Source organism: Variovorax sp. 38R (assembly GCF_014843395.1).
In the GTDB taxonomy this organism is placed as follows: domain Bacteria; phylum Pseudomonadota; class Gammaproteobacteria; order Burkholderiales; family Burkholderiaceae_C; genus Variovorax; species Variovorax paradoxus_H.
Window position 1 is genome coordinate 4,892,835 of the sequence record NZ_CP062121.1, and the last position, 14,641, is coordinate 4,907,475.

Genomic DNA, 14,641 nt, shown 5'->3' on the forward strand with positions numbered 1-14,641 from the left:
CCCCAGCCCCCGTTCCGGTCTCTTTCCGTTCGTCGTTGTCCGTTCCTATTTCAGGAGTCCTGTCATGTCGTCTGCCTTCCGCGCCCCGCACCTTGCTCGCCTTGCCGTTACCGCCACCTGGCTCGCGGCGCTCGCCTTGCAGCCCGCCTCGGCCGAGCCGCTGCCCGCGCGCAACGGCTTCCCGTCGCAAACGGTGAAGCTCATCTCGCCCTTCCCACCGGGCGGCGGCAACGATGCGACGGCGCGCCTGGTCACCACGCGGCTGCCGGAAATCATGGGCCAGGCCGCGGTGGTCGACAACCGCGGCGGCGCGGGCGGCAACATCGGCGCCAAGGCGGTGGCCGATGCCAGGCCCGACGGCTACACCGTGCTCACCTCGCAGGTGTCGATCATGGCCGTCAACCCCACGCTCTATGCGTCGGCCGGCTTCGACCCGGTCAAGAACTTCATTCCCATCACGCAGATCAACGCCGCGCCGCTCGCGCTGGTGGTCGATGCCAACTCGGCGCTCAAGAGCTTTGCCGACCTCGCCACGAAGGCCAAGGCCACGCCGGGCAAGGTGACCTATGCGACGCCGGGCAACGGCACGCTCTCGCACCTTGTCGGCGTCGTGCTCGCGAAAGACAACGGCATCGACATGACGCATGTGCCGTACAAGGGCGCCGGCCCCGCGCTCACCGACCTGCTCGGCGGGCAGGTCGACGTGCTCGTGACCTCCACCGCCTCGGTCGCGAGCCTGGTGCAGAACGGCAAGCTGCGCGTGCTGGCCGTGACCAGCCCGCGCCGCATCGGCGTGTTCGCGAAAGCACCGACGCTCGAGGAACTGGGCTACGCCGGCGCACGTTTTGAAGACTGGTACGGCTTCTTCGCACCCGCCGGCACGCCGCCCGAGCGCGTGGCGTACCTGAACGAAGCCATCGTGCGCACCCTGCGCCTGCCCGAAGTGACCAAGCTCGTGAACGACGGCGGCAGCGAAGTGGTGGCCAACTCGTCGGAAGCCTTTGGCGCGCAACTGCGCCAGGACATTGACCGCTGGTCGCGAATCGTCAAACTGTCGGGCGCCAAGGCAGATTGATGCACCGCCCCACCACGGCCCGGCCTCCCGCTCGATGAACACCATGTCCGACACGCACGACAAAGACGCTTCCGGCCTCAGCCTCGACACCCGGCTCACGCGCACCGGCAAGGCGCCCTCTTGTGCCGGCGGCGTGCCCGTCAACACGCCGCTGGTGCGCGCCAGCACCGTGCTGTTCGACAACGTCGGCGCCATGCGCGACGCGCGCGCCCGCCGCGACGACGAGCACATCTTCAGCTACGGCGCGCGCGGCACCCCCACCACCTTCGCGCTCGAAGACGCGGTGAGCGAGCTCGAAGGCGCCTACCGCACAAGGCTCTTTCCAACAGGCCTGGCCGCCATCGGCATGGTGCTGCTTTCGTACCTGAAGCCCGGCGACCATGTGCTGCTGTCAGACAGCGTGTACGAGCCAACGCGCAACCTCGTGCATTCATTCCTGGCGCCCTACGGCATTCGCAGCACCTTCTTTGCTGCGGATGGCAGCGGCATCGAGAACCTGTTCGAACCCAGCACGAAGCTGGTGTACGCCGAGTGCCCCGGTTCGCTCGTCTACGAGATGTGCGACCTACCCAAGCTGGCCGCGCTGGCGCATGCGCGCGGCGCGCTGCTGGCGGCCGACAACACCTGGGGGTCCGGCGTGCAGTACCACCCGCTCGCGCTGGGCGCCGACATCTCCACGATGGCAGCCACCAAGTACCTCTCAGGCCATTCGGACGTGATGATGGGCACCGTCGCGACCACGCGCGAAGCCTGGCAGCCGCTGAACGAACGCTGCGACGCCTTCGGCATGACCGTGAGCCCCGACGACGCCTGGCTGGTGCTGCGTGGCATGCGCACGCTGTCTGCGCGGCTGCAGATGCACGAGCGGCACGCGCTCGCAGTGGCGCATTGGCTCGAATCGCGGCCCGAAGTGGCCACGGTGTTCTGCCCCGCGCTGCCGCAGCATCCGGGGCACGACATCTGGCAGCGCGACTGCCGTGGCACCAACGGGCTGCTGTCGATCGAACTTCAGCCGGGCACGGAGAACGCAGCGGTCGAGCGTTTCGTCGACGCGCTCACCCTGTTCGGTCGCGGCTCGTCATGGGGCGGCTATGAAAGCTTGGTCGCCTGGACCAACATGCGCGCGGCGCGCAGCGTGACGGACTGGAGCGGGCGCGGTGCGGTGGTGCGGCTGCACGTCGGGCTGGAGGCACCTTCGGACCTCGTGGCCGACCTGGAGCGCGGGTTCATGGCGATGAACCTCGGGTGACGGTCGCGTCGGCTTCGCTTCTTCAATCTGCGGTGGCCCTTCGTTGACGAGACTCAGCGGTTTTCCCGATGCTCGACGCCGTTCTCATCGGTCCATCGCCCCGACCACGTCAACGGATAGAGCTGCTGCCGCCAGAACCCCTTGGGCACGTAGTCGCCCACCACGCCATAGTTGTCAGGCCAGACCTTGTTCTTGTCGGTCTTCACGGCCGTGCCGAACAGGTAGTCCCAGAACGCGAAGTGCGCCGCATAGCAACGGTCCAACCCTTCCGCGTCGCGGCTGTGGTGCCAATGATGGAAGTTCGGCGTCACGATCAGGTAGCGCAGCGGGCCCAGCCGCACCGACGCATTGGTGTGGTTGAACACCGCCTGCACGCCCGCGATCACGATGTAGACGTTGATCACGCTCTGCGAAAAACCGAGCAGAAAGGCCGGCGCCAGGATCACCACGGTCGACAGCACGGTCTCGACGCCGTGCGTGCGGCTGCCTGAAATCCAGTCCATGCTTTCGGCGCTGTGATGGATGGAATGCAGCCGCCAGCCGATGGCGGTCTCGTGATAGAAGCGGTGCAGCCAGTAGCGCGCGAAGTCGGTGATGAGCATCAGCAGCAGCAGCGCATAGCCGAACGGCAGGTTGCGAAACCAGCCGCGCAGCGTGTCTTGTCCCACCGGGTTCACCCCCGCGAACATGCCCGTCGCGCCGTAGAGAATGGCGTAGACCAGGAACAGCGTGAGCCCCACCAGCAGGTGGCCCGTCACGAAGTACATGAAGTCGGTCTGCCACTCCTTGCGGAAGATCGGCATGCCGGGGCGCAGCGGCTTGAGCTTCTCGATGGTGGTGAACAGCAGCGTGGTCGCGAGCAGGTCGAAGATGAACCAGTCGACACCCAGGTACGGCATGTTCGACGGCACGTTGCCCGCAGGCAGCCACCCGTGCCCGGTGGCGCTCACGCCCAGCTGCGAGCCGACCACTGCAACCGCCAGCCAGAACAAGGCCCATGCCGACAACCGGCGCACGCGGTTGAAAACGATGTTGGTCAGGGCCAGGGTGCCGCACAGCACCATCGCGACCAACAGCACCGTGCGCATCGCGTCGAAGCTCAGCACCTCGCGCACTTTCGGTGTACTGAGGAAGGCCGGGAACTGGAACATCAGCACGGCCAGCATGCTGAAGTTGGCCAGCACGAGGGCGATCATGCCGCTGACCATGCCCTTGCCGCGATGCAGCGGCCCGTGCGACATCGCAAGGTCCACGCCCTTGCGGATTTCATGGGCAACGTCGTTCTTGAGTCGGTCCGCGGGAGAAGGAGTGGGCATAGAGGGGTGCTCTCGTGGGGGTCACCGAGTATGTACGCGTGCTGCCCACCATACCCGCCATCAACCGCTATCAACCGCGATCAACTGCAAGCGATCTTTCCGGACGGCGCGCTGCGCAACCTGTTGAGAAACGCCAGCTGCACCCTGGCCGTTTCGCTCCCCTTCTCGGCGGCGCGCAGCATCCACGTGCGCGCCTCGCAGCGGTCGGCTTTCACGGCCGATCCGTATAGCGTGGGGCCCGTGAGCAGCACCATGCCCAGCATCTCCTGCGCCTCGGGATGGCCTTCAGTGGCGGCCTGGCGCAGTTGCACGAGCATCGTGCGGTAGTCGCGCCCCGCCTGCGCTTCGAGGGCGAGCTGGTAGCGCTGCTCGGTTTGCAGGTCGGTGTTCACATCGAAAGGCTTGGCCGCGGCGATAGCGGCGACGAGGCACAGCGCGCCTGACAGGCAGATGCGCCAGCGCAGCGACCAGCTGGCGATCTGGTTGAGTTCGGATGACATCGGTTGTTCTCCACGAGTTGCGTGGCACCGATGGTCCCGCGAAGGCGCGCGCAGGAGAAACTGGAATTCACGCAGGACGCCTCAGGCGCCGCCTGAGCCCCACGCGAACCTCACTCAGAACATCGCCAGCACGGCCGCATTCACCGCATAGCCGCCGACCGTCAAAAACACGAACAGCAGCGCTCCCAGCTTGAGCGGTTGCGCCCCGGCCTTGCGCAAGCTGGCGGCGCTGGTGCGCAGGCCCATCGCGGCCATGGCGGTGGCGAGCAGCAGCGTGTCGAGCTGCACCAGCGCAGCGACCAGGGCGCTCGGCAGCACGTCGAGCGAATGCACCGCGCTCACCACGATGAACAGCACCGCGAACCATGGCACGCGCACCTGGCGCCAGCAGGCGCGCAGGCTCGCCGCGCCCGGTGTCGATGCCGCCACGCGGAACGACAGGCCCATGAGGAACGGCGCCAGCATCATCACGCGCAGCATCTTCTCGACCACGGCCGCGTTCGCCGCACCCGGGCTGACCGCCTCGCCGACCGCGACCACCTGCGCCACCTCATGGATGGTCGAGCCAGCGAAGAGACCGAAGGCATGTTCCGTGAGGCCGAGGTACGGATAGATCAACGGGTACAGCACCATCGACAGCGTGCCGAACACGACCACCGTGGCGACGGCGATCGACACCTTGTGCTCTTCGCCGCGCACCACCGGCTGCGTGGCCATCACGGCGGCGGCGCCGCAAATGGCGCTCCCTGCACCGATCAGCGCGGCCGTCTCGCGGTCGAGCCCCAGCCAGCGCGTGCCGATGCGCACGGCGAGGCCGAAGGTCAGCGCCACCATCGCCATCGCGATCAGCACGCCGGGCCAGCCGACGGCGCCGATGTCGCTCAGCGAGATGCGAAAACCGTAGAGCACGATGCCCGCGCGCAGCAGCACGCTGCGAGCAAAGTCCACGCCGGCACCCGTGCGGTCCGACACCGCAGGGAACACCGTGTTGCCCGCCACCATGCCCAGCGCGATGGCCAAGGTCAGCGCGCTCAGGCCCAGGTGCACCATCGGCGGCCATTCAGCCAGCAGCGCGGCAGCAGCTGCCAGCACTGCAGAGAACAGCACGCCGGGGCCGCAGCGGCGAACGAAGGAGAAACCGGGCAAGGAGGCGGCAAGGGATGACATGGCGCCAAGCTTAGGAATCGACACACCATGAGTCAAAGACATAAACTTCACCGATGCATGAAGTTAAGTTATGACCCTCAACCTGCACCTGGTGCGCCTGTTCGTCGCCGTGGCCGAGGCGGGCAGCTTCTCGCGCGCGGCCGAGGGCCTGTGGATCAGCCAGCCCGCGGTGTCCAAGGGCATCCGCGAGCTGGAGCACCAGCTCGACCTGACACTCATCGAGCGTGGCGCTGGCAAGGGCTTTCGGCTCACGGAGGCCGGCGCGTCGCTGCTCACGCATGCGCGCGGCATCTTCGCGATGGAGCGCGCGGCGCTCGACGACGTGCGTGCGCGTGTCGGCGTGCAGCGCGGCAGCCTCACGCTGGGCGCCAGCACCACGGTGGCGAGCTACTGGCTGCCGCCGCAGATCGCGGCCTTCTGCGCGGCGTTTCCGGCGGTGGTGCCGCGCGTCACGGTCGGCAACACGCAGTGGGTGTGCGAGCAGTTGCTCGAATGCCGCATCGACCTCGCGCTGGTCGAGGGCCGCGTGGATGCGGACAGCGAAGCACGCATCGACGTGCGCGAATGGACCACCGACCCGCTCGCCATCGTGGCGCCGCCCGACGCCGCCCTGCCCCGCCGCGGCGTGACGGCCGCGCTGCTGGGCCGGCAGAACTGGATCTTGCGCGAGCCCGGTTCGGGCACGCGCCAGGCCACCGAGGCGCTGTGCGCGGCGCACGGCATCGACGCGCCGCCGTGGATGGAAATGGCAAGCAACGAGGCCATTGCGCGCACCGTGGCCAGCGGCGTCGGCATCTCGATGCTGCCACGCGTGGTGGTGGCCGACATGCTTGCGCTGGGCACGCTGCGCGAGCTGAAGCTGCCGGGCGTGGTGCTGTCGCGGCCGCTGTACCGGCTGAGCCTGAAGAACCGGCCGCTCTCGCCGGCGGCGCTGCGGATGGCGCAGATCCTCGACGCCTCGTGAAACGAAAAAAGGGCGCATCGCATGCGCCCTTTGTCGTTGTCAGCCGCTACCCGTCAGCAGCAGCGCCCCTTGCCCCCGCCGTAGCGCGCCTCGAGCCGTTCGCGGAAGAACTCCTCGTAGCTCATCGGCGCCCGGTCCGGGTGGGTGGCCGCCATGTGCGTCAGGTAGACGTCGTAGTCGGGCAGACCGACCATGAGCCGCAGCGACTGCTTGATCGACCGGGCGATGTAGCGCCCGGCTTCGGGTAGGGCGAGGCCCATGGCGTTCAGTGGGCGGCGGACGAGGCCGCGCCCCTCGACTCGAACGGCGTCTCTTGCGTGGTCGGCCGGTTGGCCGCACGGGCCGCGAAGCAGGCCTTGATGCTGTAGACCAGCACGCTCAGCACCACGAAGATGAACAGCGCGCACAGCGCCGCGTCGAGCCGGTCGTTGAAGACGATGCGCGACATGGCTTCGGGCGTCTTGGCCGGAGCAATCAGCACGCCGTTGGCCAGGCCGTCGGCGTACTTCGACGCATGCGACAGGAAGCCGATCTTCGGATCGCTCGAGAAGATCTTCTGCCAGCCCGCCGTCAGCGTGCAGGCCAGCAGCCACACGGCCGGCGCCGCCGCCACCCAGGCATAGCGCTCGCGCTTCATGCGGAACAGCACCACCACGCCCAGCATCAGCGCCACCGCGGCCAGCATCTGGTTGGAGATGCCGAACAGCGGCCACAGCGTGTTGATGCCGCCCAGCGGATCGACCACGCCCTGGTACAGGAAGTAGCCCCAGGCCGACACGCACAGCGCGGTGGCGATCAGGTTGGCCGGCAGCGAGTCGGTGCGCTTGAGCGCGGGCACGAAGCTGCCCAGCAGGTCCTGCAGCATGAAGCGGCCGGCGCGCGTGCCGGCGTCCACCGCGGTGAGGATGAACAGCGCCTCGAACAGGATCGCGAAGTGGTACCAGAAGGCCATCATGGCCTGCCCGCCGATCACCTGGTGAAGGATGTGGGCCATGCCCACGGCCAGCGTCGGTGCGCCGCCGGTGCGCCCGAGGATGGTGGTCTCGCCCACGTCCTTGGCCGTCTGCAGCAGCATCTCGGGCGTGACCACGAAGCCCCAGCCGGAGATCGTTGCCGCAGCCTGTTGCACCGTGGTGCCGACCAGCGCGCCCGGGCTGTTCATCGCGAAGTAGATGCCCGGCTCGATGCACGAGGCCGCCACCAGCGCCATCACGGCGACGAAGGACTCGGCCAGCATGCCGCCGTAGCCGATGAAGCGCGCGTGAAGCTCGTTGTCGAGCATCTTGGGCGTGGTGCCCGAAGAGATCAGCGCGTGAAAGCCCGAGACGGCGCCGCAGGCGATCGTGATGAACAGGAACGGGAACAGGCTGCCCGACCACACGGGGCCGTTGCCTTGCGCGAACTGCGTGATGGCGGGCATCTGCAGCGTGGGCATCACGACCACGATGCCGATCGCCAGCGCGATGATCGTACCGATCTTCAGGAAGGTCGACAGGTAGTCGCGCGGTGCCAGCAGCAGCCACACCGGCAGGCTGGCGGCCACGAAGCCGTAGCCCACGAGCATCCAGGTGAGCGCCTTGCCGTCGAACGTAAAGGCCGGACCCCACACCGGATGCCGGCTGACCCACTGGCCGCCGAAGATGGCCGCCATCAGCAGCACGAAGCCGATCACCGACACCTCGCCGATGCGGCCCGGGCGGATGTAGCGCAGGTACACGCCCATGAACAGCGCCACCGGAATCGTCGCGGCCACCGTGAAGCTGCCCCACGGCGATTCGGCCAGCGCCTTCACCACGATGAGGGCCAGCACCGCCAGGATGATGATCATGATCATGAAGGTGCCGAACAGCGCGATCATGCCGGGCACCACGCCCATCTCCTGCTTGACCAGGTCGCCCAGCGAGCGGCCGTCGCGGCGCGTGGAGATGAACAGGATGATGAAGTCCTGCACCGCCCCCGCGAACACCACGCCCGCCAGCACCCACAGCAGGCCGGGCAGGTAGCCCATCTGCGCCGCGAGCACCGGGCCCACCAGCGGACCGGCGCCCGCAATGGCCGCGAAGTGGTGGCCGAACAGCACGTTCTTGTCGGTCGGCACGTAGTCCAGGCCGTCGTTGTGGCGGTGCGCCGGCGTCTTGCGGTTGGCGTCGAGCCCCAGCACCTTGTCGGCGATGAACAGGCTGTAGTAGCGGTAGGCGATCAGGTAGGTGCAGAGGGCGGCGGTCACGACCCAGAGGGCGTTGATGCTTTCCCCCCGGCTCAGGGCGACGGTGCCCAGCGCAAAAGCGCCGAGCACGGCCACGGCCAGCCACACCAGATGGCGGCGAATGTTGGGCATGCGGATGTCTCCTCGATATGAACCGGGCGAGTGTTCCCCGCCCGCCGCGGCGCCGCATCCGTCGAACTGCGTGGGCCGGGCGGGTGGAATTGCCTAATGGATAACCCCTAATCACCTTCTGACAGGCAGTCATTGGCAGTACTGCGGAGCGGTTGCGTTTACGTTAAATGTGATAAATTCACATTCACTAACAATGTGAAACAACTCTGACGAGTCCACGATGACCCAGCATTCGCAGGCGCGCACAAGCGGCGGCTTCACATTGATCGAGGTCATGATCACGGTGGCCATCGTGGCCATCCTGGCGTCGATCGCGCTGCCCAGTTACCAGCAGTACGTGATCCGCGCCAAGCGCTCGGCGGCCCAGGCGCAGATGATGGACATCGCCAACCGGCAGCAGCAGTTCCTCATTGCCAACCGCAGCTACGCCGACACGACGGCCCTGACCGCCAGCGGCTACAGCCTGCCCGCCGAGGTCGCCGGCAACTACAGCTACGCCGTCACGCTGCAGGCGTCCGGCCCGCCCACGTTCACGATCACCTTCACCGCGATCGGCAACCAGCAAAGCGACGGCAACCTCGGGCTCACCAGCGAAGGCGTGAAGACGCCGGCCAACAAATGGTGAGCCCCGCCCTCCGGCGCCAGCGCCAGCGCGGTACCACGCTGATCGAAGTGCTGGTCACCCTGCTCGTCCTGGCCTTCGGCCTGTTCGGCCTCGTGGGGCTGCAGGCCCGGCTGCAGGCCTCCGAGATGGAGTCGTACCAGCGCTCGCAGGCGCTGATGCTGCTCAACGACATGGCCAGCCGCATCGCCATCAACCGCCGCATGGCGGCGAGCTACGCCACCAGCGCGCCGCTGGGTGGGACCGATGCTTGCCCCACCGGCACCGGCACGCGCCAGCAGATCGACGCCAGGGAATGGTGCAACGCGCTGCAGGGCGCCGCCGAGTTCTCGGGCACCGACAAGCTCGGCACCGTGATCGGCGGGCGCGGCTGCGTGGCAGACATGGGCAACAACGAGTACCTCGTCACCGTCGCCTGGCAGGGCCTCGGGCCGATCTCGGCGCCGCCGGCCGGCGTGCCCTGCGGCAAGGACGCCTACGACGGCGGCACCGGTTCGAAGTGCATCAACGACCTGTGCCGCCGCACCGTGACCACGCTCGTGCGCATCGGATCGCTCTCATGAACCCGCGCCTGACCCCTGCGCGCCGCGCCCAGCGCGGGCTGACGCTCATCGAGCTGATGGTGGCCATCACCATCATGCTCATCGTGATGGCCGCGCTGCTCACGCTGTTCCTCAACGTGAGCGGCTCCCAGCGCGAGATGGAACGCGTCAACCGCCAGATCGAAACGGGGCGCCTCAGCATCTTCGTGCTCGAGAACGAGATCTCCCACGCGGGCTTCTGGGAAAACTACATGCCCGAGTTCGACGACCTCACCGTCAACGTCGCGCCCACGCACGTGCCCACGGGTGCCGTGCCCGACCCGTGCCTGGCCTACTCGGCCGCGAACTGGACCGAGGACTACAAGCGCCAGCTGCTCGACCTGCCCGTGCAGGTCTACAACAGCGTGCCCGTCACCTGCACCGACCTGTTGCCGCGCCACAAGACCGGCACCGACATCGTCGTCGTGCGCCACGCCGAAACCTGCCTGCCGGGCACCACCAACTGTGAAGCCGACGTGGCCGGCGCGATGTACTTCCAGTCGTCGCTGTGCGGCACGCAAAAGCCCTCGTCGTTCGACCTCTCGACCGGCGCCTTCGACCAGATGTTCCTCAAGGACTGCACCACCCCTTCGCCCAAGCGCAAGCTGGTGACCGACATCTATTACGTGCGCGACTATGCCGAGGCCGTGGGCGACGGCATTCCCACGCTGGCCCGCTCGCGCTTCGATCTGGTGGACGGCACGCTCGCACAGCAACCGCCCACGCCGCTGATCGAAGGCGTCGAGGGCTTTCGTGTCGAGCTCGGCCTGGACACGCTGAGCAAGACCGGCGCCGCCGTCAACTACGCCCAGGCCATCGCGTGGGCCGACGCCGCCGACAAATCCACGCCCGCCAACCGCGGCGACGGCAGCCCCGACGGCGCCTTCGTGCACTGCGGCGCAACCTGCACCGCCGACCAGCTGGTCAACGTGGTGGCCGTGAAGCTGCACGTGCTCGCGCGCGCCGCCGCCATCTCGCCGGGCCACACCGACACGCGCAGGTACCAGATGGGCGCTGTAGCGCTCGGGCCGTTCAACGACCACTACAAGCGGCACGCGTTCGCGACCACCGTGCGCCTGACCAACGTCACCGGCCGGAGAGAAACGCCATGAAGCCACGCGTGCACTCTGGCCGCACAACCGCCGCCCAGCGCGGCGCCGCGCTGATCATCGGGATGATCATGCTGCTGCTGATCACGCTCGTGGTCACCGCCGGCTTCAACCTCAGCAGCGCCAACCTCAAGGCCGTGGGCAACCTGCAGACCCGCAACGAAGCCGTGGCCGCCGCCAACCGCGCGATCGAGGAAGTCGCCGCCAGCCTGCTGGTGCCCGGCAGCGACGGCACCCCGTCGCTCGCGCCGCCGCAGGGCACCGTGAGCATGGTCGACATCAACAACGACGGCGTGGACGATTACAAGGTCGACATCGCTCCGCCCGTGTGCGTGCGCGCCACCAAGGCCGTCGACACCGGCGGCGGCGGCAGCACGGGCCCGGGCGGCATCACCGGCGGCGCATCGAGCAGCGGCTCGGGGCTCGCGGCCCTGCCCGACCAGTACAACGCCGTGTGGGACATCAGCACTACCGTGACCGACGCCAGGTCCGACTCCACCGGCACCTCGACCTCCGTGCGCCAGGGCGTGCGGGCGCTGCTCAACAAGGCGCAGTTCGATGCGCTGTGCGCGCCGCCGCCGGTCGCGCCAGCCGAACCCGCGCCGGCCTCCTCTTGAACCACGACGATGAACGGGTCCCCGCCATGACAAGGAAACTACTCACCACGCTGTGGGCCGCCGTGCTGCTCGCGTTGCCGATGCAGGCTGCGCAGGCGGAGGACATCGATCTCTTCGTGGGCTACAACCCCGTCGCCGCCCAGTCGCCCAACGTGCTGTTCGTGCTGGACAACACGGCCAACTGGAACCAGCCTTTCACGGCCGAGATCGCCGCGCTCTCCAACGCATTCGCCAGCCTGAAGGACTCCCGCTTCAAGGTCGGCCTGATGATGTTCACCGAGACCGGCCAGGGCAACTCGAACAGCGACGGCGGCTACGTGCGCGCCGCAGTCCGCACGCTCGATGCGCCCACCAAGGACAAGTACAGCGCCATGATCAGCGGCCTCGACAAGGTCGGCGACAAGTCCAACGGCGGCAAGGCCGGCAAGACCATGGCGGAGGTCTACCGCTACCTGTCCAGCGGCGCGCCGATCGCCGGCAACGGCAAGGTCAAGACCGACTACGCCGGCAACGTGAGCGGCACCACGGCGTCGAAGGCCATCTACGCCCTGCCGCGCAATGCGCTCGACGGTTTCAACGGCAGCAGATACGTCGGTCCGAGCACCGAGAACTGCACCGGCACCTTCGTCATCTACATCAGCAACGGCGCGGCGCAGGACAACAACAACGACAACCAGTTGTCCAACGAGGCGCTGCGCGCCGCAGGCGGCAGCTCCGCCCAGATCACCCTGGGCACCAGCGGCTCGCAGGACAACACGGCCGATGAATGGGCGCGCTTCCTGCAGACCAACATGGGCGTGAAGGTCTACACCATCGAGGCCGCCAAGGCCGAGCAGGGCCAGGGGCCGGGCTGGACCGCGCTGATGCAGAGCGTCGCCAGGGAGAGCAAGGGCGAGTACTACGACCTCACGGGCAAGCCCGAACTCGGCGCCGCGCTCGGCGAGGCGCTGGACGACATCTTCAGCAAGATCCAGTCGGTCAACAGCGTGTTCTCCTCGGTGAGCCTGCCCGTGAGCGTGAACACGCAAGGCACCTACCTGAACCAGGTGTTCGTCGGCATGTTCCGCCCCGACCAGGACGCGTTTCCGCGTTGGAACGGCAACCTCAAGCAGTACAAGCTCGGCCTGGACAGCAGCAACCAGCTGATCCTGCAGGACGCGGTCGGCGCCAACGCCATCAACAACCAGACCGGCTTCGTGGCGCCGTGCGCGCGCAGTTTCTGGACGCCCGCGCCCAGCACGACCGACACCTACTGGAGCTTCCGCAAGTCCGGCGACTGCATTGGCAAAGAGGCCGCCGACAGCCCCGACGGCAACGTGGTCGAGAAAGGCGCGCAAGGCTACATGCTTCGCCATGTCTTGCCTGACAGCCGCAACATGAAGACCTGTGCGCCCGGTGGCTGCACGGCGCTCACGGCGTTCAACGCCGGCAACACCGACATCACCCGCGCCGCGCTGGGCACGGCCGACGACACCGAGCGTGCGAAGCTCATCAACTGGGTGCGCGGCCTGGACAACCTGGGCGACGAAAGGCCCAACGCCCAGGGCAACCCGGTGCCCTCGAGCGCCATGCGGCCTTCGGTGCACGGCGACGTGGTGCACTCACGCCCGGTGGCCATCAACTACGGCACCGACGCCGCGCCTCAGGTGGTGGTGTTCTACGGTGGCAACGACGGCGTGCTGCGCGCCATCAACGGCAACCGCAGCGCCGACATCGGCGGGGCCGTCGCAGGCTCCGAGCTGTGGTCGTTCATGCCGCCCGAGTTCTACGGCAGCCTCAAGCGGCTGTACGACAACACCACGCGCGTCAACTTCCCCGAGCTGCCGGTGAGCATGGGCGCGGTGGCGCCCAAGCCCTACGGCATGGACGGCCCCGTGGCCGCCTACCGCCAGGGCAGCAACACCTGGCTCTACGCCAGCATGCGCCGCGGCGGCCGGCTGATCTACGCCTTCGACGTTTCCTCGCCCGCGACGCCCACGCTGAAGTGGCGTAAGGGCTGCCCGAACCAGGGCGACGACACCGGCTGCGACACCGACTTCGACGGCATCGGCCAGACCTGGTCGGCCCCGAAGGTGCTGAAGGCCAACGGCTACGGCAGCGCCAACAGCCCGCTGCTGATCTTCGGCGGCGGCTACGACAAGTGCGAAGACGTCGACACCAACAGCGCCGCCCAGGCCTGCGGCAGCGGCGTGAAGGGCAACCGGATCTACGTGCTCGACGCCGACACCGGCGCGCAGCTCAAGGTGTTCACCACGGCACGCCCGGTGGTCGGCGAAGTGACGGTGGTCACCGACACGCTCGGCGTCGCCAAGATCGCCTACGCCGCCGACCTGGGTGGCAACGTGTACCGCATCGCCATCGGCAGCGCGGCACCGTCCGCCTGGCGCATGACCAAGATCGCCTCGCTCGGCTGCAACGCCGTGGACACCTGCACGCCCAACCGCAAGTTCATGTTCGCGCCCGACGTGCTGGAGGACAACGGCGCTTACGTCGTGCTGCTCGGTTCGGGCGACCGCGAGAAGCCGCTGCGCTACTACAACGTCGCGCTCGGCGTGGCCAACCGCTTCTACATGCTGGTGGACAAGCCCACCGACAGCACCTGGCTGACCAGCGAGGCCGACCGCTGCGGCACCGGCAACGAGGTGCTGTGCCATGCCTCGCTGCAGGCCATCACCACAGCCGAGGACCCGACGGCCGCGGACCTTGCCACCAAGAAGGGCTGGTACCTTGCGCTGGCCACCGGCGAACAGGTCGTGACCGGCTCGGTCACCGCCTACGGCATCACCACCTTCAACACCCACACGCCCAGCGTCCCCAACACGCAGTCGTGCCGCGCCGACCTCGGCACCGCGCGCGTCTACAACGTGTCGTACGTCAACGCGGCCGCCCAGGGCGGACGCTTCCAGAACGTGGTGGGCGGCGGCCTCGCGCCCTCGCCTGCCGTGTTCCGCGTACAGCTCGATGGCAACGGCGGTATGCGCGACGTGGTGATCGGCGCCAACCCCGACTCTTTCCTCAGCCCCAAGGGCACCGCCCCCAAGGCCGCGTTCAAGCAGCCCAAGGGCCGGGTCTACTGGTTCATCCAGAAGTAAACGCCGGGCCT

Annotated in this window: 13 protein-coding genes; 8 read left to right on the forward strand and 5 right to left on the reverse strand. The window is 67.9% G+C overall.

What is annotated here, in order from left to right:
• The first annotated feature begins 64 nt into the window (after positions 1-64).
• On the forward strand, positions 65-1,075 hold the full coding sequence (locus tag IG196_RS22645; RefSeq protein ID WP_192193097.1) for a Bug family tripartite tricarboxylate transporter substrate binding protein: 1,011 nt from the start codon (positions 65-67) through the stop codon (positions 1,073-1,075).
• A 43-nt stretch (positions 1,076-1,118) separates the two neighbouring features.
• Entirely contained in the window at positions 1,119-2,324 is a 1,206-nt protein-coding gene (gene metC / locus IG196_RS22650; protein WP_192193098.1) for a cystathionine beta-lyase, read from the forward strand.
• Positions 2,325-2,377: 53 nt separating this feature from the next.
• Here the strand turns inward: metC and IG196_RS22655 are convergent, their stop codons facing one another.
• The 3 genes from IG196_RS22655 to IG196_RS22665 all read right to left on the reverse strand — a co-directional run bounded on the left by IG196_RS22655 (position 2,378) and on the right by IG196_RS22665 (position 5,307).
• Positions 2,378-3,640 carry a sterol desaturase family protein gene (locus IG196_RS22655; protein WP_412556349.1) on the reverse strand — a complete coding sequence of 421 codons (1,263 nt, stop codon included), beginning with the start codon at positions 3,638-3,640 and terminating at the stop codon, positions 2,378-2,380.
• 80 nt (positions 3,641-3,720) lie between these two features.
• Positions 3,721-4,140 (reverse strand): sel1 repeat family protein, encoded by a 420-nt coding sequence (locus IG196_RS22660; protein WP_192193099.1) that lies wholly within the window; start codon positions 4,138-4,140, stop codon positions 3,721-3,723.
• A gap of 114 nt (positions 4,141-4,254) precedes the next feature.
• Positions 4,255-5,307 carry a YeiH family protein gene (locus IG196_RS22665; protein WP_192193100.1) on the reverse strand — a complete coding sequence of 351 codons (1,053 nt, stop codon included), beginning with the start codon at positions 5,305-5,307 and terminating at the stop codon, positions 4,255-4,257.
• A gap of 70 nt (positions 5,308-5,377) precedes the next feature.
• On the opposite strand from IG196_RS22665, the gene IG196_RS22670 reads away from it, so the two are divergent.
• The gene (locus tag IG196_RS22670; protein ID WP_192193101.1) at positions 5,378-6,271 is read left to right on the forward strand and encodes a LysR substrate-binding domain-containing protein; all 894 of its coding nucleotides are present in this window, start codon (positions 5,378-5,380) and stop codon (positions 6,269-6,271) included.
• Positions 6,272-6,324: 53 nt separating this feature from the next.
• Here IG196_RS22670 and IG196_RS22675 read toward each other — a convergent pair whose 3' ends face one another.
• Both IG196_RS22675 and IG196_RS22680 read right to left on the reverse strand, forming a co-directional pair.
• Positions 6,325-6,531, reverse strand: coding sequence for a YbdD/YjiX family protein (locus tag IG196_RS22675; protein WP_192193102.1), 207 nt, complete (start codon positions 6,529-6,531; stop codon positions 6,325-6,327).
• Positions 6,532-6,536: 5 nt separating this feature from the next.
• A complete protein-coding gene (locus IG196_RS22680) occupies positions 6,537-8,609 on the reverse strand; it encodes a carbon starvation CstA family protein (RefSeq protein WP_192193103.1) in 2,073 nt (690 codons plus the stop codon).
• A gap of 220 nt (positions 8,610-8,829) precedes the next feature.
• Here IG196_RS22680 and IG196_RS22685 point away from each other — a divergent pair, with 220 nt between their 5' ends.
• Genes IG196_RS22685 through IG196_RS22705 form a run of 5 tightly spaced genes read left to right on the forward strand, consistent with a single transcriptional unit; the run spans position 8,830 to position 14,630 of the window.
• A complete protein-coding gene (locus IG196_RS22685; protein WP_192193104.1) occupies positions 8,830-9,234 on the forward strand; it encodes a type IV pilin protein in 405 nt (134 codons plus the stop codon).
• Positions 9,231-9,794 carry a type IV pilus modification protein PilV gene (pilV, locus tag IG196_RS22690; RefSeq protein ID WP_412556350.1) on the forward strand — a complete coding sequence of 188 codons (564 nt, stop codon included), beginning with the start codon at positions 9,231-9,233 and terminating at the stop codon, positions 9,792-9,794. The genes IG196_RS22685 and pilV overlap by 4 nt, the downstream gene beginning before the upstream one ends.
• Positions 9,791-10,924, forward strand: coding sequence for a PilW family protein (locus tag IG196_RS22695; protein ID WP_192193106.1), 1,134 nt, complete (start codon positions 9,791-9,793; stop codon positions 10,922-10,924). Before pilV ends, IG196_RS22695 begins: the two co-directional genes overlap by 4 nt.
• Positions 10,921-11,538, forward strand: coding sequence for a PilX N-terminal domain-containing pilus assembly protein (locus IG196_RS22700; RefSeq protein ID WP_192193107.1), 618 nt, complete (start codon positions 10,921-10,923; stop codon positions 11,536-11,538). The genes IG196_RS22695 and IG196_RS22700 overlap by 4 nt, the downstream gene beginning before the upstream one ends.
• 26 nt (positions 11,539-11,564) lie before the next feature.
• Positions 11,565-14,630: a pilus assembly protein gene (locus IG196_RS22705; RefSeq protein ID WP_192193108.1), complete on the forward strand. Its 3,066-nt coding sequence runs from the start codon at positions 11,565-11,567 to the stop codon at positions 14,628-14,630.
• The last annotated feature ends 11 nt before the right edge of the window (positions 14,631-14,641 follow it).